This is a genomic window from Halomarina pelagica, from assembly GCF_024228315.1.
GTDB lineage: Archaea > Halobacteriota > Halobacteria > Halobacteriales > Haloarculaceae > Halomarina > Halomarina pelagica.
In genome coordinates, this window is sequence record NZ_CP100454.1 from 430318 (window position 1) to 450035 (window position 19718).

The 19718-nt window shown below is 70.1% G+C and carries 19 protein-coding genes and 1 tRNA gene; 11 read left to right on the top strand and 9 right to left on the bottom strand.

Going from position 1 to position 19718, the window contains the following annotated elements; genetic code table 11:
- Positions 1–334: 334 nt before the first annotated feature.
- The 3 genes from ggt (at position 335) to NKI68_RS02270 (ending at position 4343) form a co-directional block, all read left to right on the top strand.
- On the top strand, positions 335–2176 hold the full coding sequence (gene ggt, locus NKI68_RS02260; RefSeq protein ID WP_254545062.1) for a gamma-glutamyltransferase: 1842 nt from the start codon (positions 335–337) through the stop codon (positions 2174–2176).
- A 77-nt stretch (positions 2177–2253) separates the two neighbouring features.
- Positions 2254–3435, top strand: coding sequence for a DNA primase small subunit PriS (priS, locus tag NKI68_RS02265; RefSeq protein ID WP_254545063.1), 1182 nt, complete (start codon positions 2254–2256; stop codon positions 3433–3435).
- The gene (locus NKI68_RS02270; RefSeq protein WP_254545064.1) at positions 3432–4343 is read left to right on the top strand and encodes a DNA replication complex subunit Gins51; all 912 of its coding nucleotides are present in this window, start codon (positions 3432–3434) and stop codon (positions 4341–4343) included. The genes priS and NKI68_RS02270 overlap by 4 nt, the downstream gene beginning before the upstream one ends.
- Before the next feature lie 350 nt (positions 4344–4693).
- On the opposite strand, the gene NKI68_RS02275 is transcribed toward NKI68_RS02270, so the two are convergent.
- Both NKI68_RS02275 and NKI68_RS02280 read right to left on the bottom strand, forming a co-directional pair.
- Positions 4694–6958, bottom strand: coding sequence for a CDC48 family AAA ATPase (locus tag NKI68_RS02275; protein ID WP_254545066.1), 2265 nt, complete (start codon positions 6956–6958; stop codon positions 4694–4696).
- Positions 6955–7188: a DUF7127 family protein gene (locus tag NKI68_RS02280; protein ID WP_254545067.1), complete on the bottom strand. Its 234-nt coding sequence runs from the start codon at positions 7186–7188 to the stop codon at positions 6955–6957. Before NKI68_RS02280 ends, NKI68_RS02275 begins: the two co-directional genes overlap by 4 nt.
- A gap of 264 nt (positions 7189–7452) precedes the next feature.
- Here NKI68_RS02280 and NKI68_RS02285 point away from each other — a divergent pair, with 264 nt between their 5' ends.
- Positions 7453–8250, top strand: coding sequence for an alpha/beta fold hydrolase (locus tag NKI68_RS02285; protein WP_254545068.1), 798 nt, complete (start codon positions 7453–7455; stop codon positions 8248–8250).
- A gap of 51 nt (positions 8251–8301) precedes the next feature.
- Here the strand turns inward: NKI68_RS02285 and NKI68_RS02290 are convergent, their stop codons facing one another.
- From NKI68_RS02290 to panB, 3 genes are all read right to left on the bottom strand, one after another.
- On the bottom strand, positions 8302–9117 hold the full coding sequence (locus NKI68_RS02290; RefSeq protein ID WP_254545069.1) for a sulfite exporter TauE/SafE family protein: 816 nt from the start codon (positions 9115–9117) through the stop codon (positions 8302–8304).
- A complete protein-coding gene (locus NKI68_RS02295) occupies positions 9118–10398 on the bottom strand; it encodes an NRAMP family divalent metal transporter (RefSeq protein WP_254545071.1) in 1281 nt (426 codons plus the stop codon).
- 270 nt (positions 10399–10668) lie between these two features.
- Positions 10669–11481: a 3-methyl-2-oxobutanoate hydroxymethyltransferase gene (gene panB, locus NKI68_RS02300; RefSeq protein ID WP_254545072.1), complete on the bottom strand. Its 813-nt coding sequence runs from the start codon at positions 11479–11481 to the stop codon at positions 10669–10671.
- A 151-nt stretch (positions 11482–11632) separates the two neighbouring features.
- Between panB and NKI68_RS02305 the strand changes: the two genes are divergently transcribed.
- On the top strand, positions 11633–11827 hold the full coding sequence (locus NKI68_RS02305) for a DUF5822 domain-containing protein (protein ID WP_438267808.1): 195 nt from the start codon (positions 11633–11635) through the stop codon (positions 11825–11827).
- On the opposite strand, the gene NKI68_RS02310 is transcribed toward NKI68_RS02305, so the two are convergent.
- The 4 genes from NKI68_RS02310 to NKI68_RS02325 form a co-directional block, all read right to left on the bottom strand.
- Positions 11818–12354, bottom strand: coding sequence for an HAD family hydrolase (locus NKI68_RS02310; RefSeq protein WP_254545075.1), 537 nt, complete (start codon positions 12352–12354; stop codon positions 11818–11820). The two genes, NKI68_RS02305 and NKI68_RS02310, sit on opposite strands and share 10 nt — an antisense overlap.
- Positions 12355–12424: 70 nt before the next feature.
- Positions 12425–13546 (bottom strand): acyl-CoA dehydrogenase family protein, encoded by a 1122-nt coding sequence (locus tag NKI68_RS02315; protein ID WP_254545076.1) that lies wholly within the window; start codon positions 13544–13546, stop codon positions 12425–12427.
- A 610-nt stretch (positions 13547–14156) separates the two neighbouring features.
- On the bottom strand, positions 14157–15365 hold the full coding sequence (locus NKI68_RS02320) for an alanyl-tRNA editing protein (protein WP_254545078.1): 1209 nt from the start codon (positions 15363–15365) through the stop codon (positions 14157–14159).
- A gap of 104 nt (positions 15366–15469) precedes the next feature.
- On the bottom strand, positions 15470–15988 hold the full coding sequence (locus tag NKI68_RS02325) for a helix-turn-helix domain-containing protein (protein WP_254545080.1): 519 nt from the start codon (positions 15986–15988) through the stop codon (positions 15470–15472).
- Between the two features lie 121 nt (positions 15989–16109).
- Here NKI68_RS02325 and NKI68_RS02330 point away from each other — a divergent pair.
- The 6 genes from NKI68_RS02330 to NKI68_RS02355 all read left to right on the top strand — a co-directional run bounded on the left by NKI68_RS02330 (position 16110) and on the right by NKI68_RS02355 (position 19682).
- Positions 16110–16194, top strand: a tRNA-Leu gene (locus NKI68_RS02330).
- Between the two features lie 301 nt (positions 16195–16495).
- Positions 16496–17053: a DUF420 domain-containing protein gene (locus NKI68_RS02335; RefSeq protein ID WP_254545082.1), complete on the top strand. Its 558-nt coding sequence runs from the start codon at positions 16496–16498 to the stop codon at positions 17051–17053.
- Positions 17054–17106: 53 nt separating this feature from the next.
- Positions 17107–17424: a DUF5785 family protein gene (locus NKI68_RS02340; protein ID WP_254545084.1), complete on the top strand. Its 318-nt coding sequence runs from the start codon at positions 17107–17109 to the stop codon at positions 17422–17424.
- 138 nt (positions 17425–17562) lie between these two features.
- Entirely contained in the window at positions 17563–18570 is a 1008-nt protein-coding gene (locus NKI68_RS02345) for a zinc-binding dehydrogenase (protein WP_254545086.1), read from the top strand.
- 172 nt (positions 18571–18742) lie between these two features.
- The gene (locus tag NKI68_RS02350; protein ID WP_254545088.1) at positions 18743–19042 is read left to right on the top strand and encodes a hypothetical protein; all 300 of its coding nucleotides are present in this window, start codon (positions 18743–18745) and stop codon (positions 19040–19042) included.
- 52 nt (positions 19043–19094) lie between these two features.
- The gene (locus NKI68_RS02355; protein WP_254545089.1) at positions 19095–19682 is read left to right on the top strand and encodes a hypothetical protein; all 588 of its coding nucleotides are present in this window, start codon (positions 19095–19097) and stop codon (positions 19680–19682) included.
- The last annotated feature ends 36 nt before the right edge of the window (positions 19683–19718 follow it).

The window sequence follows — 19718 nt, forward strand, 5'->3', positions numbered from 1 at the left end:
CCCCACGTTTTGCTGCGGGAGCGGCCGAAGGCCGCTCCCTGGCAAAACCTGGACTAAAACCCCGCCTCACCCCCTCAGTCGCTTCGCTCCTTCGGGGGTTCGGCGGGTCGCGGCCTCGCTCTGCTCGGCCGCGCGGGCGTCACGGGCTGGTCGCCGGGGTCAAGTCAGATTCGTACTGGTAGCGCGTGCAACCACGGGGTCTGCGGCTATACGCGACACTCGTACGCCGCCACTCCGAGATCGTCCCGAACGAGAGTCGATTATATTGATATTCTTCATACATAAATTTATCCTCAAAAAGTAATATTTGTAGCCTCTCCGTCTCTCGAACGTCATGCCAGTTCGCGGCGGAGACGAGAGCGGTACCGAGGACGAACCGACCGAGGCCGAGGGAACGGGGACCGGCCGACGGACGTTCCTGAAGGGATCGGCGGCGACGCTCGGGGCGGGCGCGCTCCCGGTCGGTGCTGCGGCGGCGCAGGAGTCGGACGCCGAGAGAGTCACCGCGGGCGACGTCCCCGTCGCGCGCAGTTCCGAAGGGATGGTCTCCTCGGTCCACCCGCAGGCGACGGTCATCGGCGCGGACGTTCTGCGCAGCGGCGGGAACGCCATCGACGCCGCCGTCGCCGTCCAGTTCGCGCTGAACGTCGTCCAGCCGCACTCCTCGGGGATCGGCGGCGGCGGATTCATGGTCGTCTACGTCGCCGAGGAGAACGAACTCTACGCGATCGACAACCGCGAGCGTGCCCCCTTTGGGGCGGACCCCGAGATGTTCCTCGACGACGACGGCGAACCGATCCCGTTCCAGGAGCGGCGCGCCAGCGGCGACGCGGTCGGCGTCCCGGGCACCCTCCGCGCGGCCGACGTCGCGCTCAAGCGGTTCGGGACGATGGAACTCGCGGACCTCGTCGATCCCGCGGTCGGGCTGGCGGGGGAGGACGGCCCGGAAGTCACCGTGGACGCGGCGCTCGCCGAGGCCATCGCCGGAAACTCCCAGGTGTTCAACGAGGCCGCGAGCGAGGTATTCACGCCCGGCGGTGACCCGCTCGAGGAGGGCGAGACGCTCGTCCAACCCGACCTGGCCGAGACCCTCAGAACCATTCGCGACGCGGGCATCGGCCCATTTTACAAGGGCGAGATCGGCGAGGCGCTCGCCGAAACCGTGCGGGACGCCGGCGGGAGCATGCGCCCCGCCGACCTCGCTCGCTACAACGTCACCGTCGACCACCCCGAGTACGCCGAGTACCGGGACGTGACCGTCCGCACGCAGTCGCTGCCGAGTTCCGGCGGCCTCACGATCGGGCAGATCCTGAAGCTCGTCGAACCGTTCGAACTGCGACGGCGCGGCCGCTACTCGCCCGAGACGTACGAGGTGCTCCTCGAGGCGTTCGGCCTCGCCTACGCCGATCGCGGGGAGTACATGGGCGACAAGGCGTTCGTCGACGCGCCGTGGCAGGGTCTGTTCGACGAGGAGTACCTCGCGACCCGCCGCGACCTGATCCGTCCCGACAGCGATGCGTTGTCGCCGCTCGAACCGGGGAACCCGTGGGACTACCAGCCCGGCGAGCCGTACCGTGTCACGCCGGTCGGTCGCGGCGACCTCGCGGGGGGACCAGTCCGCGACCGCGGGCAGACGACGCACTTCACCACCGCCGACGGCGAGGGGAACCTCGTCTCCTGGACCAGCACCATCGAGCAGTTCTTCGGCTCCGGGCTGATGGTCCCCGATTACGGCTTCATGCTGAACAACGAACTCACCGACTTCGACGCTGTCCCCGGCGGGCCGAACGAGGTCCAGCCGTGGAAGCGCCCGCTCAGCAGCACGAGCCCGACGATCGTCTTCAAGGACGGGGAGCCGTTCATGACCGTCGGCTCGCCAGGCGGCAAGACCATCATCACGACGGTCGCGCAGATCATCCTCAACGTCGTCGAGTTCGGGATGGGCGTTCGGCAGGCCGTCGCCGCGCCGCGCGTCTACAAGGACACCGACCCGGAGATCCTCTGGGAGGCCGGCGTCCCGCGCGGGGTCCGGAAGGTGCTCGGGCGAGCGGGCTTCTCCTTCGAGTCGGAGGCGGCGCAGCTCGGCAACGCGCAGCTCGTCCTCGTCGACCCCGACTCCGGGGAGTACGTCGGCGCGGCCGACCCCCGGCGACAGGGTGCGGTCGAGGGGATCTGACACGAACTCGACACACTCTCCCCGGCGGGATTCAACCCGACGCCTTCTTGTCCCCGCGACCTGATTTACCGTGACGCATGAACGATCGGACGCGCGAGTACCTCCGGGGGCGGTTCGGCGACCACTACCGACGGACGGAGCTGACGCCGCCCCCCGCGTTCGAGGAGCGCGAGTGGGGGTACATCCCCTTCACGTCGGGGTCGGGGACGACGATGGTCCGGCACAACTCGCACCTCGATCTCGGCGACCTCGGGACGTTCCTCTCGCGCGAGCGCCCCCGCCACGTCTACTTCTCCGCGGGGCGCTACGCCGACCCCGGCGCGCGCTCGATGGACGAGAAGGGGTGGCAGGAGTCGGATCTCGTCTTCGACCTCGACGCGGACCACCTCCCCGGCGTGGATCCCGACGGCGACGCCTACGCGGACATGCTCGCGACCTGCAAGGAGGCGCTGTTCAGGCTCCTCTCGTTTCTCGAGGACGACTTCGGCTTCGAGGACCTCACCGTCGTCTTCTCCGGCGGGCGCGGGTACCACGTTCACGTCCGCGACGAGAACGTTCGCCGTCTCGGCCGCGAGCAGCGCCGCGAGATCGTCGACTACGTCCGCGGCCTCGGCATCGACCACGTGGACGACCTCACGCGCGTCGAGACCGTCTCCGGCCTCGGCCTGAAGAACCCCGTCGAGAAGCGGATCCTCCGCGCCGACGGCGGATGGGGGCGACGCGTTCACGCCCGAATCGTCGCGCTCGCCGACGAGGTCCGCGCGCTCGACGAGGAGGAGGGCGTCGCCCGCCTCCGGGAGTTCGACGGTATCGGCGAGAAGGGAGCGGCGACGCTCTACGCGGCGATGACGGACAACTACGACGAGATCGCGGCGGGCAACCTCGAGGCGGCCGGGCAGTACACCCGGACCCTCGCGGACCTGCTCGCGGAGCGGGCCATCGAGGCCGAGAACGCGCCCATCGACGAGCCGGTGACGACGGACATCAACCGGCTCATCCGCCTGCCGGGGAGCCTCCACGGCGGGAGCGGCCTCGCCGTCACGCGCATCGCTCGCGACGAACTGCGGGACTTCGACCCGCTCGTCGACGCCGTCCCGGAGACGTTCCGCGATCACGAGATCCGGATCGACGCCGACGGATCGCGGACGGTTCGGCTGAACGGGGAAACGCATAATATTACGGACGGAAACAATACGGTTCGAGAGTGCGTCGGCGTGTTCCTGATGGCGCGCGGCGACGCGGAGAAGGCGGCAGAATGAACCTCGACGAACTCCAGTCGGCACAGAGCCGAGAGCGGCAGACCGACAGCCTCCAACAGCTCCGGGAGTCGTTCTACGAGGAGGCCGGTCGGTTCATCCGTCAACTGCGCGAGGAGCGCGAGCGCGCCGCCGAGCGCGCCGACGACCCCTTCGACGCGCCGGAAGTGCGGCGGCTCACCGACGACATCAAGACCGCCGAGCGCACCGTCGAGGCCATCTACGAGCGGCGCATCGGGAAGCTGGTCAAGCAGGCCAGCCTCGAAGCGGCGGGGATGGCCGCGGACGCCTCTGGCCTCACGCGCGAGGAGCAGGACGTGTTCGGGCGGCTCGTCGGTGCCATCGAGGAGAACCGGGTGCGGGTGCTCGACGACGTCCTCGGCGACGGGCAGCCGGCCGACGGCGCGGCCGACGACGCGGCGCGGATCCAGGAGTCGGCGTCACCGTCACCGCCACCCGAAGGGGATGCACCGCGGGACGAACCTCACGGCGAGGACGGTGCCGGTCCCGAAGACGGTACCGGCCGGTCGTTGGGGGTGAGCGCGGCCGACGTGATGGGTTCCGGAGCCGAGAGTCGGTCGCCCGACGCGGTGCCGAGCGACGACGCCGAGTCGCCCCTCCCCCCGGACGATCCTCCCGAGGAAAGCGCCCGCTCTCCGGTCGAACAGGGGGGCGAGGACCCGACGCCCCCCGAGGCGTCCTCGGCGGCCGACGAGACGGCCACCGATGGCTCTCCCGACGATACCTCCCCCCCGACGGAGCGGACGACCGTCCGCATCACCGCCGACGTCGGCGAGATCCTCGGCGTGGACGAGCGCGCCTACGACCTCCGCACCGAGGACGTGGTGACGCTCCCGACGCCGAACGCCCGGCCGCTCCTCCAGCGCGACGCGGCCGAGAAGCTGGACTGAGTTGGGCTGACAGGCGACACGTACCCCTCGCCGACGGCTGTGTCGCGCTCCCGCGGGACCGTCGGCGGCGATTCGTCAACGCACGCCCGTCGCTGGTCCCGTGATCGCATATAAAATCGAGGGCTCGATCGCCGAACGTCGGCGAACGGTGTCGTCCCGCGTCGTACTGGGGGCGGACGAGCCTTCGAGAAGGTGGCAATCGAGCGTCCGCGCGAACGAAGTGAGCGCGGTTCGCCGACGGCGAGGCGTGCCGAGCCGTCGGCCTTTTTAGCGTAGCTTTTTCGAGGAGCGGTGCCCGCAGCGGACGCCTTCGGCGTCCGCGAGGACACCCGACGACGAAAAAGGTACTGCTATTGGAACGTTCGGGAGACCTGTTCCTGGTCGGCGGCGGTCTCGCCGCTCGAGAAGTTCTCCTCGATCTCCTCGTAGCGTTCCCGGACCTCCTCGGTGACGCTTGCGTTGACCTCGTCGAGCGCCTGCTCGAAGTGGTCCATCGTGATGCGGACGTTGCCGACGGAGCCGCCGATGTCCTCGGGGTCGACGTTCTTGATGAAGTCCCGGGAGGCGATCATGGCCGCCTCGCGGCAGACGGCCTCGATGTCCGCGCCGACGTAGCCCTCCGTCCGCCGGGCGAGGCGGTCGAGGTCTACGTCGTCCGCGAGCGGCTTCCTGCGGGTGTGGACCTCGAAGATGGCCCGCCGGGCCTCCTCGTCGGGGACGGGCACGTGGACGTGCCGGTCGAGCCGACCCGGGCGCATGAGCGCCGTGTCGATGAGGTCGGGGCGGTTGGTCGCGGCGACGACGACCACGTCCTCCAGTTCCTCCAGCCCGTCGAGTTCGGTCAGGAGTTGCGAGACGACGCGCTCGCCGACGCCCGAGTCGCTCATGTTGCGACCGCGCTGGCCCGCGATGGAGTCGATCTCGTCGAAGAACACCACGGTCGGGGCGTTCGACCGGGCCTTCTCGAAGACGTCGCGGACGCCCTTCTCCGACTCGCCGACGTACTTGTTGAGCAGCTCCGGTCCCTTGATGGAGATGAAGTTGCTCTGGGACTCGTTGGCGACCGCCTTGGCGAGGAGGGTCTTGCCGGTCCCCGGCGGACCGTACAGCAGCACGCCCTTCGCGGCCTCCATGTCCATGGCCTCGAACACCTCGGGGTAGTCGAGCGGCCACTGGATGGTCTCGCGGAGGCGCTCCTTGGTGCCCTCGAGCCCGCCGACGTCGTTCCAGGTGACGTCCGGCACCTCGACGAACACCTCCCGCAGCGCGGAGGGCGTGATGCCCTTCAGCGCCTCGCGGAAGTCGTTCTCGGTGACGCGGAGCGACTCGAGCACCTCGGCGTCGATCTCGTCGCTCTCGAGGTCGAGTTCGGGCCGGATGCGGCGGAGCGCGTTCATCGCGGCCTCCTTGGCCAGCGATTCGAGGTCCGCTCCGACGAACCCGTGGGTGTTCTCGGCGTAGACGTCGAGGTCGATGTCGTCCGCGAGCGGCATCCCGCGGGTGTGGACCTGCAGGATCTCCTTGCGGCCGCCCTTGTCCGGGACGCCGATCTCGATCTCGCGGTCGAAGCGCCCGCCGCGGCGGAGCGCCGGGTCGAGCGCGTCGACGCGGTTGGTCGCGCCGATGACGGTGACCTGCCCGCGCTCCTCGAGGCCGTCCATCAGCGAGAGCAGCTGGGCGACGACGCGGCGCTCCACGTCGCCGCTCGTCTCGCCGCGCTTCGGGGCGATCGAGTCGAGTTCGTCGATGAAGACGATCGCGGGCGCGTTCTCCTCGGCCTCCTCGAACACCTCGCGGAGCTGCTCCTCGCTCTCCCCGTAGTACTTCGACATGATCTCCGGGCCGGAGATGTCGGTGAAGTAGGCGTCGATCTCGTTGGCGACGGCCTTCGCCATCAGCGTCTTGCCGGTGCCGGGCGGACCGTGGAGGAGGACGCCCTTCGGCGGCTCGATGCCGAGCTGGCGGAACAGCTCGGGGTGGCGCATGGGGAGTTCGATCATCTCGCGGACCTGTTCGAGTTCGTCGTCCAGGCCGCCGATGTCCTCGTAGTTGACGCTCGGCGTGCCGCCGCTCTCCGCGCTCGGCTGGGAGACGATCTGCTCTGCGGGCTTCTCGCTCACCTGCACCTCCGTCGAGTCGGTGACGACGACGGTGCCCGTCGGCTTCGTCTGCGCGATCTTCAGCGGAATGCGCTGGCCGGACATCGACGAGAGGGGACCGAACCCGAGCGAGAACGGGACGGTCTGGCCCTTCGTGATGGCCTGACCGCTCAGCTTGTCGCGGATGTGACCGCCGATGTTCCCCCGGATGCGGAGGTTCTGCGGGAGCGCCACGGTGACGGCCGTGGCGGGTTTGACCTCCGCCTTCTCCACCTCGACGCGGTCGTCGATGCCGACGCCCGCCTCCTGTCGGAGTCGCCCGTCGATGCGGATGACGCCCTTCCCTTCGTCCTCGGGGTAGCCCGGCCAGACGCGGGCGACGGCGCGTCCCTCGCCGTTGCTGATGAGGATGTAGTCGCCGTTCTCGAGGTCGAGGTCGGCCATCGCTCGGCGGTCGATGGCCGCCAGTCCCCGCCCCGCGTCCTTCTGTTTCAGTGGCTTGACGGTGAGCTTCATGGTCTCACCTCGATAGTGACGACGCCGTTTTTGATAAACGCTTGCGCGTCGCCCGCGGGGACGTCGAACTCGTACTGCTGGTCGCCGACGACGACGATCGCGGTCCCGTCGACCACGTCGACGTCCGCGTCACCGACGTGTCCGAGGTCCGCAGCGAACACCACCGCGTCCTCGTAGTCGTACCGGCGAATCGGATCCTCGCCCTCTGCGAACCGTTGGTGATTGCTCATTACTAACCCTTAGTTAGTCATTTCTATATTTAAAACTTGCGCCGGAATATCGATAGACGGCACCGGGTACGGGGAATTCACTGTAGTTGCGGTTCACACTTCTCGTCGGTCGCACTCATTGGTCGCACTCGTCGGTCCACGAAGGGGCGCGACCGTGGGACGCCGGGACGGAGACATCGGGCGGAAGTCACGTGGTGTTAGCCACGTGGTGTGGACGTTTCGCGCAGTGCGGGCGTTTATGTCGCGTCTGGGCGGAGAGTGGTCATGGAACCAGAGGTAGTGACGCACGACGGGCGGCGGACGGCCTACCGCCGGACGGACTTCGGCGGCGGCGGACCGACGGTCCTGTACGTCCACGGGAGCGGCGGGAACCGCGGGGTGTGGGTCCGCCAGTACGGCTGGCGCGAGCATCCCGGCCCGGCGGTCGCGCTCGATCTGAGCGGGCACGGCGAGAGCGAGGACGTGACGACCCCGCCCGGTCCCGAGACGCTCGACGCGTACGCCGACGACGCGGTGGCGGTCGCCCGCGAGGTCGGCGCGGACGTGCTCGTGGGGAACTCCCTCGGCGGCGCGGTCGTCCAGCGGGTCGCGCTCGACCGCAGCGACGACCTCGATCTCGCGGCGCTCGTCCTGTGCGGAACGGGCGCGAAGCTCGGCGTCGTCGACCCCCTGAAGGACGCGCTCGCCACCGACTTCGAGGGCGCGATCGAGACGCTCCACGGCGAGGACATGCTGTTCCACGACGCCGACGCCGAGGCGCGCGCGGCGTCCGAAGCCGCCATGCGCGAGACGGGACGGGCGGTCACCGAACGGGACTTCCTCACCTGCGACGCATTCGACGTGCGCGGCCGACTCGGCGACCTGGACGCCCCCTGCCTCGCCGTGACCGGCGAGCACGACCGCCTCACGCCCGTCGCGTTCCACGAGTACCTCGCCGAGCGGCTCCCCGACTGCGATCTCAGCGTCGTCCCCGACGCGGCCCACCTCTCGATGGTCGAGGCGAGCGCGGCGTGGAACGCGGCGCTCGCGGAGTTCCTCGACGGGCGCGTCGAGCGCGCCTGAGTGCCGACGCTGGACGGCCGACGAGCGCGAAGATGCGCCGCTGCGCCCCGCCTAGACGACCGCGAGGTACGGCCCGAGCGCGACCAGCACGGCGGCGAGAGCGCGCTTCAGCCTGACCACGTCCACGGCGTGCGCCAGTCGCCACCCGAGGAGCGCGCCGACGAGTTCGGGGAGCCCCACGAGGAGCGCCAGCGTCGGCGACACCGACCCCTGGGCGAGGTAGCCGGCCGTCGCGCCGCTCGCGATGAAGACGGACTGTACCTGCGCCACGGCGACGGCGGCGAGCATCGGCGTCCCGGCCGCGACGAGCAGCGGGACCGCGAGCACGGGTCCGCCCACGCCGAGCAGGCCGCTGACGACGCCCACGCCGAACCCGATGGCGGTGACGGTGCCGTGGGACGCCGGATCGCCCCCGTCGCCCTCGCGACGGGTGCGCCACCAGACGAGCGCTCCCGACAGGGACACCACCGCGCCGAGGAGGAACCCGAACGCCGCCGTCGGGAGCCGCGCGTTCAGCCACACGCCGACGAGCGCGCCGACGACGCCCGCGACGCTGAGCAGCAGCGCGTCGCGCCGCCCCGCTCGCGCCGACAGTTCTCCGGAGCGAAGGTAGGCGACCGCGCCGAGCAGGCCGGTGGCGACGAACGTCGCGCTCGCGGTCCCGGCGACGGTGGCCGGCGTCGCGGTCGTGAGCGCGAAGAGCGCGGCGGTGACGAGGATGCCTCCCGGACCGATGGCGGTGATGCCGACGCCGCCGATCAGGGCGACGGCGGCGAGCGCGAGCGCGGTGGCCGGATCGATCTCGATCACGGGAGTCGAACCGAGTTCGATCACGGGAATCGAGTCGAGCGCGATCACGGCGGGCACTCAGAAGTTCCCCGAGAGGATCGCGCCGAAGACGTCGCCCGCGGAGGAGGCGGCGAGGAATATCGCGAGCAGGACGAGCGACACGTTGACGGCGTTCAGCGCGAGCCCGTTGTCGTGCTCGCCCATCGTCTCGTCGTCGTTGACCGCCCAGAACAGGAGCAGGGCGGTGATCGGCAGGCCGACGACGCCGTTGTACGCCGGAAAGAGGATGATCATCTCGACGACGCTGAGGCCGAAGACGGCGTGGACGAGCGGCGAGAGGCTCCCGACGGCGACGAGGGCGACGTAGAGGAGCTTGAACCGCCGGTCGTCCGGCGTGACGTCGTGGCCGAGCGCCTGCGGGATCATGTACGCCGGCGTCCACATGATCGGGACGATGCTGTTGAACGCCGCGGCCAGCGCGCCGACGAGGAACAGCACGAGCGCCCAGCCGCCGAGCACCTGCGCGAGCGCCCGACCGGGCGTGATGAACGTCTCCAGGCTGGTGATGCCCATCGGGCGCAGCACCGCCGCCGTGGAGACGATGATCGCCACGGTCGTCAACCCCCCGACGAGGTAGCCGAGACCGAGGTCCCGGCGCATCGTCGGGATCGCTGCGGCGTCGGTCCAGCCCTTCTCCTCGACGAGGATCGACTCGAGAAAGAAGTTCGGCCAGAGGGCCGTCGTCCCGATGATGGCCGCCACGAGTGTGAGCGCCCCCGGGGCCGGGATCGAGGGGACGAGGCCGGCGACCACCGCGGCGGGGGCGGGCGCGCTCGCCCCGGCGACGGCGAGGTAGGCGGCCAGCAGGCCGAACATCGTCACCGTCATGACCCGCTCGATGCGGTCGTAGCTCTGGACCCCCGTGACGATGGCCGCGAGCCCGGTGAGCAGGGCGATCGGTTGCCAGCCGACCGCTCCCCCCGAGAGGACGGCGACGCCCTTCCCGACGGCGGCGGTCAGTTCCAGACACCACGCGACGCAGCCGACCGACAGCAGGAGCGCGACGGCCGTCGCGCCGGCGCGTCCGAGCTTACGCCGGGTGAAGACCATCAGCGACTCGCCGAAGATGCCGAGTCGCGCGCTCATGTCCTGCGCCATGAAGCCGAACAGCACCGCCCCGACGGCCGCCCACAGGAGCGCGTAGCCGTACCGCACCCCGGCGGAACTCGCGATGAACACCGACCCCGAGCCGAAGTAGCTCGCGACCATCACGAACCCGAGCCCGTACTTCTCGAAGAAACGCCGCACCGATGCCTCGATTCCGATACCCGTCGATGATTGTCGTTCGTCCGTAGCCATGTATACGTAGTCTCCGCTCCGCCGGCCGAGAGCGGTCGCTCTCGGCCACTCTCACTTCACTTCGATCGACGAATCGATACGACCGGACTGCCCCTCGCCCTGACGTACTCGATGCCGACAATTATAGGCTACGCTTGCACCTGCTGCTCGCCGGAGATTCGCATCTCCTGAGACGACTCGGCGCGATCGTTCGCTCGCGCCGTCGCTGACCTCTCTCGCGAGCACGGTCACCTCTCGGAGTTTCGACCGTATCGGGTTCGAGGGGGCCGTTCAGTACAGGTGCTCGAGGTCCTCCTCGACGTGGCTGTGCTCGTCGCCGGGGAACGCGCCCGATTCGACCGCCTCGACGTAGTCGCCGAGCGCGCGCGCCATCTCGGCGCGGGCGTCGCCGAACGGTTTCGCGAACGGCGGCGTCCAGTCGGAGAGACCCACCACGTCGTGGAAGACGAGCACCTGCCCGTCGCAGTCCGGGCCAGCACCGATGCCGATGGTGGGAATGTCGAGTTCGTCGGTGACGTGCGCCGCGAGGTTGGCCGGGACGTGCTCGAGCACGAGCGAGAACGCACCCGCCTCCTCGTGTGCGCGCGCGAGGTCGACGATCTCGCGGGCGTCCGCCTCGCTCGTCCCCTGCCTCGCGTACCCGCCGAGTTCGTTCACGCGCTGGGGGGTGAGTCCGAGGTGGGCCATCACCGGGATCCCGAGCTGGACGAGCCGTTCGGTCAACTCGACGGTGTGCGGCCCCGACTCCAGTTTCACGGCGTCGGCGTGCGCCTCCTTGAGCATCCGTCCGGCGTTTCGGACGCTCTCTGACTCCTCTACGCCGAACGAGAGGAACGGCATATCCGCGACGACGAGCGCGTCCTCGACCCCTCGGGCGACGGCCGCCGTGTGGCTCAGCGTCTCCTCGACGGTGACCGGGAGCGTCGAGTCGTGGCCGAGGACGGCGTTCCCCATGCTGTCGCCGACGAGAACCATGTCCACGCCGGCCCCGTCGACGAGCGACGCGCCCGGCGCGTCGTAGGCGGTGAGCATCGTGATCGGTTCGACGCCCGCCTTCGCGCGAACGTCGGTGACGGTGGTCATGGGTGGAACGCCTGCTCGCGCGGAGAAAACGTGTTCGGTGTCGCTCGTCCGGCCCGCGAACGAAGGGATCATACCGCCCCGCTCCCGAGACCCGGACGTGTCGCCGCACGTCGAACGGACGGATCCCGAGGGCATCGACTACGGGTGGGTGATGCAGACGACGTTCGTGGCCACCATCGTCGTCGGCGCGCCCGTGGTGGCCGCCCTCTCGCTGTTCGGACCGCCGCTCGAGACGTGGGGCCAGCGCGCCGAGTTCGCCGTCCGCGTCGGCGCGCTCGTCTGGGTGTGCACCGCCGCGGGCGTCTACCTCTACGCGCGGCGTAACCACGGTCGACGTCAGACGTAGCGGAAGTCGGTCGCCGCCCGCCGCGCGGTGAGTTCGTCCCGCTCGGAATCGCCGACGAAGAGCGTCCGCTCCGGGCGCGCCGAAAGCGCCGTCACGACGGTCAGGAGGGGTTCGGGGTGGGGTTTCTCCGTCGCGACGCTGTCCCGGCCGACCAGGGCGTCCACGTGTTCGGCCAGGCCGTGTGTATCGAGCGCGATACGACAGGCCGCCTCGCAGTTGAGCGAGCAGACGCCGACGGGGACGGACAGCGGCAGGTCGTCCGCGGCGGTGAGGCGGTCAGAGTCGTGTGCGCCCCGGCGCTCGTGCTCGCCGATGGCCGCCTCGACGGGCGCGCGGTGTCCCGTCTCGTCCGCGAGCTCGAGCATCGCCCAGAGGTCGTGCCCGTCGACGGTCACGCCCCGGTCGCCGAGAACCGTCGCGACGTCGCGCCTGACCACCTCCCAGTCGACGGCCAGATCGACGAGCGTCCCGTCGAGGTCGAAGACGATCGCCTCGTAGCTCCCCTCGTCCGTACGGTATCCGGTCACGCGACCGAGTAGGACACGGGAGGAGAAAGGTTACGCGGCCGACGCCGTCGGCCCGCGATCGAGGTCGCGCTCAGTCGAGGAGCCCGCGCGCGATGACCGTCTTCTGGATCTGCGAGGTCCCCTCGTAGATCGTGGTGATCTTCGCGTCGCGGTAGAGCCGCTCGACGCCGAAGTCCGTCGTGTAGCCGTAGCCGCCGTGGATCTGGATCGCCTCGTTCGTCACGTCCATCGCCCCCTCGCTGGCGACGTACTTCGCGACGCTCGCCGCCCGCGCGAAGTCGGCACTCCCCGCGTCCTTCTTTCGCGCCGCCTCGCGCGTGAGCTGTCGGCCCGACTCGACCGTCGCGTGCATGTCCGCGAGCGTGTGCTGGACCGACTGGATCTCGGCGATCGGCTCCCCGAACTGCTCGCGCTCCGTCGCGTAGGCGATCGAGCGGTCGAGCGCGTCCTGCGCGAGGCCGACCGACTGGGCGGCGATGCCGATGCGCCCGCCGGTGAGGATCGAGAGCGCCGCGGACAGGCCCCGTCCCTCCGGCGTGAGCCGGCAGGACTCGGGGATCCGTACGCCGTCGAAGGAGACGCTCGTCGTGTCGCTCGCCCGCAGGCCCAGTTTGTCCTCCCTCGGCCCGACCGTCAGACCGTCGGCGTCGCCCGGGACGACGAACTGCGTTATCTCGTCGGGGGCGGTCTTGGCGAAGACGACGTACACGCCCGCGCGCTCGCCGTTCGTGATCCACTGCTTGTCCCCGTCGATCACGTACTCGTCGCCCTCCCGCTCCGCGGTGGTGGTCATCTCCGCCGGGTTCGAGCCGGCACCGGGTTCCGAGAGGCAGAACGCGCCGACCGGCCGGCCGGAGACCATCTCGGGGAGCCAGCGCTCGCGCTGCTGCTCGTCGCCGAACTCCGCGATGCAGGAGGTCGCGAGGCAGTGGACCGAGAGCGCCGTCGCCACGGCGAGCGTCCCGTAGGCGACCTCCTCGTTGACGATCGCGTAGGTGAGCGCGTCGGCGTCGAAGCCGCCGTACTCCTCGGGGACGGTCAACCCCGTCAGGTCGAGTTCCGCGAGCCCGTCCCACACCTCCTCGGGGAAGCGCTCCTCCCGGTCGCACGCCGCCGCGATCGGCTGTATCTCCTCGACCGCGAACTCGCGGACGACCTCTCGGATGGCCTCCTGCTCGGCCGTGAGTGTCATACCCGACAGTTCGAGGCCGGGGGCAAAAGTCGCGCGGCTCGGTAACCACCACGTTTTGCTGCGCTCGTTCGCGCGCCTGCGGCGCGCTCACTCGCTGGCAAAACCTGGACTAAAACCCTCGTCGCTCCCTACGGTCGCTCCTCGGTCCGCTCGCTCGGCGCTTCGCGCCTCGCTCACGGCTGGCGCGCTGGCGTCGGCGGTGGCGGTCGAATCACTCGGATCAGTCGTCCGGTCCGTAGCTTTATACCGGAGAACGGGACCAGCGTCCGTGTGACGTAACTTCCGTCGCGGGGCGCTCGCGGTTGCGCGACGCCACGCCCCGCGAGCCCCACCGCGGCGTCGCCTGCACGCCCACCTTTTACTGCGGTCGTTCGCGCACCTACGGCGCGCTCTCTCCCTGGCAAAAGCTGGATCAAAACCGCGCCTCACCCCCTCAGTCGCTCCGCTCCTTCGAGGGTTCGGCGCGTCCGCTCGTTCGGCCGTCGGCCCCACTCGCGGGTGCTCGATACCAGACTCCGCGAGCCCCACCGCGGCGTCGCCTGTTCGCCGGGACGCGTCGCTGGTCGCACGAGGACCGATCGCTCGTCGACACCGCGGCCGATCCGAGTGACTACTCCCCGCGCAGGAACGACACGACCTCCTCGCCGTCGGCGTTCAGTCCGCCGCCCTGCGCGACCGTGGGGCTGCCACCCCCGCCGCCGCCGAACTCGTCGGTCACCCCGTCCACCACCGCGCCGGCCGCCGGGTCGCCCGTCGTGGCGACCGCGAGCGACGAGCCGTCGACCAGCGCCACCACGTCCGCGCCGTCGCCCGCGAGCGCCTGCGCGCGGTCCGCGAGGCCGTTCGCGTCCAGCCCCTCGACCTCTCCGACGAGCCAGGTCCGCCCGTCGCGCTCGATCGTCTCCTCGCGCAACTCCGCGATCCGGGCGTCGACGAGCCGTTTGCGGAGGGCTGCCAGTTCCGACCGGAGGTCCTCGCGCTCCTCGCGCAGTCGAGCGACGGCGTTCGGCAGGTCGCCGACGTTCGTCTCCGCCGCTCGCGCCGCGTCGAGAGCGGCGCGCTTCTCCGCGACGCGGCGCTCGATCCCGACGCTCCCGACGGCGAACTCCACCCGGGTGAGGCCCTCACCGGGGTTAGACCGGCCGAGGACCGTCACGGGACCGATCTCCCGCGTGTTCGAGACGTGGGTGCCGCCGCAGGCCGCGGCGTCCCACGGCCCGTCCGCCCCGTCGATCGTGACCACGCGGACGGCGTCGCCCTCGATCCCCTCCTCCGTCTTCGTGTTGAACGCGACCTCGTCGCGCGAGAGGGCCTCCTCGCGGGGGTACTCCTCCCAGGTCACCGACCGGGAGTCCCAGACGACCTCGTTGACGAGCCGCTCCAGTTCGACCAGCGTCGCGTCGTCGATGGCCGTGGGCGTCGAGAAGTCCACCCGGACCTTCTCCTCGGTGATGCCGAAGCCGCCGTAGCCGAGGTCGTCGAGGAGCCGCCGCCCCGCGCCGTAGAGCGCGTGGCTGGCGGTGTGCGCGCGCATGCAGTAGGTCCTGAACGCCCCGTCGACGGCGCACTCGACGGTCGCGCCGGCCTCGATCCCGTCGGCGTCCGCGTCGACGTCGCCGGCGAGCACGTGGACCACCCGCCCGTCGCGCTCCTGAACGTCGTCGACCGGGATCCCCGCGATCGTTCCCCGGTCGGCGGGCTGACCGCCGCCCTCGGCGTAGAAGTAGGACCGGTCGAGGACGATCTCGCGGCCCTCGCGTGACTCGACGGTCGCTTCGAAACGGGTCGTGTAGGGGTCGCGTGCGGCGCGTGAACTCATCACCCTCTCGGCAGTCGCGCTGGCTGAAAAACCCCTCGAAGCCCACGAAGCCCACGAAGCCCACGAAGCCCACGAAGCCCACGAACCGCCGGACGGGACGCCGGTCACTCCTGGGCGAGCTGGACGTTCAGGCGCTCCTCGAGCGCGGCGACGAGCGAACCGCCGATCCCCGCGCTCGTGGCTCGGCCCTGCTCGACGGCGAGGACGTCGGCCTCCCGGACGCCGAGTTCGCCGGCGAGTTCGGCGGCGGTCAGCCCCGCCTCCTCGCGCGCCTCCGCGAGCCTGTCGCCGTATCCCCGGACCAGGTAGGGGAGGGGATCGTCCTCGTAGTCGGTGCCCTGCTCCCAGCGGGTGGAGTCGCCCTTGCGCGCGTCGGCCATCCGGGCGGCGTTGCGGACGGCGCGTCGCTTTCGGTCCCGCTCCCCGGAACGACGGGTGTCGGAGTCGCGATTCCGGCCGCCGCCGGACGAGCGATCGTCGCGCCCGTGGCGGCGACAGTCGGGACAGACCTGGAGGACCGCGCCGGCCACGTTCGCCGATTCGAGCGACGCGCCCTCGGCACCGCAGAGTTCGCACGCGTCGCTCTCGCCGGAGCTGACGCCGCCGGTCGAGTATTTCGCCATGGCCCCAGTAGCGGGTAGTCCGTATTGAAACACCCGCTTGCTGACGTGTCTCACCCGAAGCGGCAAACGGAAGCGCTTTTATTAGACGGCTGATTACGAGAAGACGCGCACGACACAGCGTGCGTGGGTAGCCAAGCCAGGCCAACGGCGCAGCGTTGAGGGCGCTGTCCTGTAGAGGTCCGCCGGTTCAAATCCGGTCCCACGCACTGTTGAGCGAACCACGCTCACCGTGCGAACGGCCGGTTTGAATCAGGAAGCGCTTCGGGTGCTTCCGTGGTTCAAATCCGGTCCCACGCACTGCCCGGTGGCACACCCACCGTACACGTGCGGGTGCTCGCAGACAGCACCCACGCAAATTCCTTCGGAACTGCTCGGCGAGCGGACGCTCCCGTTGGAGGACGACGGGACGATCCGCCCGACGGGACGATCCGCTCCCGGAGAGAGCGTCGAGTGACGTCGCCCCGAGAAGGCGGAACAGTGATGGCCGAGTCGCACTCACCTCCACCCGTGCAGCTCCAGGCCAGAGAGCACGTCCCGGCGCTGACGGGCGTGCTGACGATCGTCTCGCTCGCGCTGGTGTTCGGGGCCGTCCTCGGCTACCTCCCCACGGAGTCGCTCCCGCGTTCCCGAGCCGTCCTCGACCTCATCCCCCACGTCAACGCGGTCATCAGCGTCGCCGCCATCGGGACCATCCTCGCCGGATGGCGCTGGATCCGCGCCGGTCGCGTCGAGCGCCACCGGGTGGCGATGCTCGCGAGCTTCGCGCTGTTCGCGCTCTTCCTCGCGCTGTACCTCTACCGGGTGAGCATCGAGGGACCGACCGACTTCCCCGGGCCCGACGCGATCCACACCTACCTCTACCTCCCGGTGCTCGCGGTGCACGTCACGCTCGCGATCGTCTGTATCCCGCTGCTCTACTACGTGCTCCTGCTGGCGGCGACGCGACCGTGGCGCGAACTGCCCGCGACGAACCACCCCCGCGTCGGGCGGATCGCGGCGACCCTGTGGCTCGTCTCGTTCGCGCTCGGCGTCGTCGTCTACCTCCTCCTGTACGTGGTCTACTGACCGTCGAGCGCGAGAACGAGAACGTTTTTGCGTCGCCTGCGCGACGGTCGACCATGGCGGACACAGACTGGCCCTACGACCCGGACTCCGACGAGGGGAGCGAGGGGATGCGCAAGTACGGGCAGGCGATCCTCGCGAAGAAGGTGGACGAAGAGGAGGACTTCCCGCTGCGCGCCAGCGACTTCCTCGAGGAACACGCCGGTGACCCCATCCGCGTCAACTATCGGGAGGTCGTAAGCGTCGCCGACATCTTCGAGCACCTGGACGAAGCGGAGTTCGAGACGATCCGGGACTTCCACGAGGCGACGGGTCGGGCGATGCGCGAGGCGGGCTACTGGAACTTCTACCCCGACGGCGAGGACCCCGTCTGAGCGGACTTTCTTCGGACGAGAGACGAGCGGAAGTATATGCCGGCGGCCGTCGTCACTGATCGACATGTACGCCGGACAGGGGAGGACATCGAGGGGACGGGGGGTGGCCGTCGAACGCGCGCGCAGTCCCCCCCGAGGATGAGCCGGTCGCTGTACTTCACCGGACCGACGGAGGTCGCGGTGCGCGAGCGCGACCGACCGACGCCCGGTCCGGACGAACTCCTCGTGGAGAGCGATCTCACGGCGATAAGTACGGGGACCGAGTTGCTCGTCTATCGCGGCGAGATCGAGCGTGCGATCGCCGCCGACGACACGATCGAAGCGCTGTCGGGGACGTTCGAGTACCCGTTCCGGTACGGCTACGCCGCCGTCGGGCGCGTCGTCGAGACGGGCGACGCGGTCGACGGATGGGAGGGCGAGCGCGTCTTCGCGTTCAACCCCCACGAGAGTCACTTCCTCACGACGCCGGAGTCGGTGGTTCGCGTTCCCGACGGCGTCGGCACCGAGCGCGCCGTCTTCCTCGCGAACGCCGAGGCCGCCGTCAACTTCGTGATGGACGGCCGGCCGATGGTGGGCGAACGGGTCTGCGTCTTCGGACAGGGGGTCGTCGGCCTCCTGACCGCCGGCCTGCTGGCCGCGTTCCCCCTCGCCGAACTCGTCACGGTCGAACCGTCCGCCCGGCGGCGCGACCTCTCCCGGTCCGTGGGAGCGACGCGGGCGATCGACCCCGATACCGGCGTCTCCGTTCGCGGGGCACTCGCCGATGGGGAGTGCGACGGTGCCGACCTAACCTACGAACTCTCGGGCAACCCCGACGCGCTCGGCGCGGCGATCGACGCGACGGGCTACGCCGGACGCGTCGTCATCGGATCGTGGTACGGCACGAAGCCCGTCGAACTCACGCTCGACGGACGCTTCCACCGGAGCCACGTCCGCCTCCGGTCGAGTCAGGTAAGCCGCGTCGACCCCGAACACGCCGGGCGGTGGGACAAGGAACGCCGACTCGACGTGGCGTGGGACCGACTCGACGCCCTCCGACCGGAGCGGTTCATCACCCACCGCCTCCCCGTCGAACGGGCTGACGAGGCGTACCGACTGCTCGACGACGAACCGGAGACGGCCGTACAGACCGTCCTCACGTATTGAACCGTCGGACGAACCGGTCTCGGAGCGACAATGGACGGAACGCCGGGGAGCGGGCGCGGACACCGGAGCGCGAGCGGCGAAACCGCCGCCTCACGCGTCCTCCTCGAGCGTTTCGGCGTATGGACCGGTTGCGGATCGAAACATTGTTATGCTATGGCACCCCTCACCCGGTATGTCGTCCAGCGCACGGGAGGGGACGGACCGGACGGCCCTGCGGCTAGCGGAGTTGAACGGCGTTCGTCGCGTGGTGTCGACGATCGGCTACGCCCACATCGTAGTCTACGAACGACCGGGGGGCGAGCGGACGCTCCCGCCGGCACAGCGCGTGGCGCTCCGGGAGGCGCTCGCCGGGACGCCCTACGACATCGACTCGTATCACGTCGCCGAGGGGGAGCACCTCCCGGCGTCGGTCGCGTCGTACTGCGCCGACGACGAACTGGCCGTCGCCATCCGGGTGCGTCCCTCGGCGTGACCGCGAGGAGTCGACCCGAACGTCTATCCGTCCGCCGGCGTAGACGCCGGTGATGCTGACCACGACGCTCACCGACGGGACGCTCTACCGGTTCGACGGCGGCGGGGAGTACGCCGTCTTCGAGGGGTGCGGGTTCTACACCGACGAGGGGTTCGCCCTCGATCGGGGGGAGGTCGTTCAGACGACCGGCAACGGCGTCGAACTCCTGCGCCCGTGGCGGTTCGACCGGTTGCGCGAGCGCCGCGACGAGGGGCGGCGCTCGCACGACCGCCTCGACGGCGTCACCGCGACCGTCTACGAGAGCCACCCGCGGGGGAGCGTGCTCGCCGAGGGCGCGTTCGTCCGGAGTCGCTTCGTCGAGGAGCGCTTCGACGGCGCGGCCACCGCGGCCGTCGCCTCGCCCGCCACCGGCGAACTGTTCGACGTGCAGTACTACGAGGGTGCGAGCGACCTCGCCGCGTTCGACGACAGCCTGCTCGCGCCCCCGCTGCTCGACACCGACGAGAACCCCGCGGGGTTCGTCGCCCGGAACGTCGAGACGGGGCTCGCGGGCTTCCTCCCGGCCGACGAACTCGCCGCCCGCCTCGGGGACGACCTCGTGGGCTGTACGGCCGTCCTCGGGACCGGGCGTCGGCTCTGATCGGGGGCCCCCGGTGAGGGTTCGTACGGCCGCGTA

Excerpts from the sequence above, each read along its gene's own strand:
- NKI68_RS02345 (WP_254545086.1), top strand. The coding sequence starts at position 17,563 with ATGAGCCGGTCGCTGTACTTCACCGGACCGACGGAGGTCGCGGTGCGC.
- NKI68_RS02325 (WP_254545080.1), bottom strand. The coding sequence starts at position 15,988 with ATGGCGAAATACTCGACCGGCGGCGTCAGCTCCGGCGAGAGCGACGCG.
- NKI68_RS02350 (WP_254545088.1), top strand. The coding sequence starts at position 18,743 with ATGTCGTCCAGCGCACGGGAGGGGACGGACCGGACGGCCCTGCGGCTA.
- priS (WP_254545063.1), top strand. The coding sequence starts at position 2,254 with ATGAACGATCGGACGCGCGAGTACCTCCGGGGGCGGTTCGGCGACCAC.
- NKI68_RS02275 (WP_254545066.1), bottom strand. The coding sequence starts at position 6,958 with ATGAAGCTCACCGTCAAGCCACTGAAACAGAAGGACGCGGGGCGGGGA.
- NKI68_RS02295 (WP_254545071.1), bottom strand. The coding sequence starts at position 10,398 with ATGGCTACGGACGAACGACAATCATCGACGGGTATCGGAATCGAGGCA.
- NKI68_RS02355 (WP_254545089.1), top strand. The coding sequence starts at position 19,095 with ATGCTGACCACGACGCTCACCGACGGGACGCTCTACCGGTTCGACGGC.
- NKI68_RS02315 (WP_254545076.1), bottom strand. The coding sequence starts at position 13,546 with ATGACACTCACGGCCGAGCAGGAGGCCATCCGAGAGGTCGTCCGCGAG.
- NKI68_RS02340 (WP_254545084.1), top strand. The coding sequence starts at position 17,107 with ATGGCGGACACAGACTGGCCCTACGACCCGGACTCCGACGAGGGGAGC.
- NKI68_RS02285 (WP_254545068.1), top strand. The coding sequence starts at position 7,453 with ATGGAACCAGAGGTAGTGACGCACGACGGGCGGCGGACGGCCTACCGC.
- NKI68_RS02270 (WP_254545064.1), top strand. The coding sequence starts at position 3,432 with ATGAACCTCGACGAACTCCAGTCGGCACAGAGCCGAGAGCGGCAGACC.
- panB (WP_254545072.1), bottom strand. The coding sequence starts at position 11,481 with ATGACCACCGTCACCGACGTTCGCGCGAAGGCGGGCGTCGAACCGATC.
- NKI68_RS02320 (WP_254545078.1), bottom strand. The coding sequence starts at position 15,365 with ATGAGTTCACGCGCCGCACGCGACCCCTACACGACCCGTTTCGAAGCG.
- ggt (WP_254545062.1), top strand. The coding sequence starts at position 335 with ATGCCAGTTCGCGGCGGAGACGAGAGCGGTACCGAGGACGAACCGACC.
- NKI68_RS02305 (WP_438267808.1), top strand. The coding sequence starts at position 11,633 with ATGCAGACGACGTTCGTGGCCACCATCGTCGTCGGCGCGCCCGTGGTG.
- NKI68_RS02280 (WP_254545067.1), bottom strand. The coding sequence starts at position 7,188 with ATGAGCAATCACCAACGGTTCGCAGAGGGCGAGGATCCGATTCGCCGG.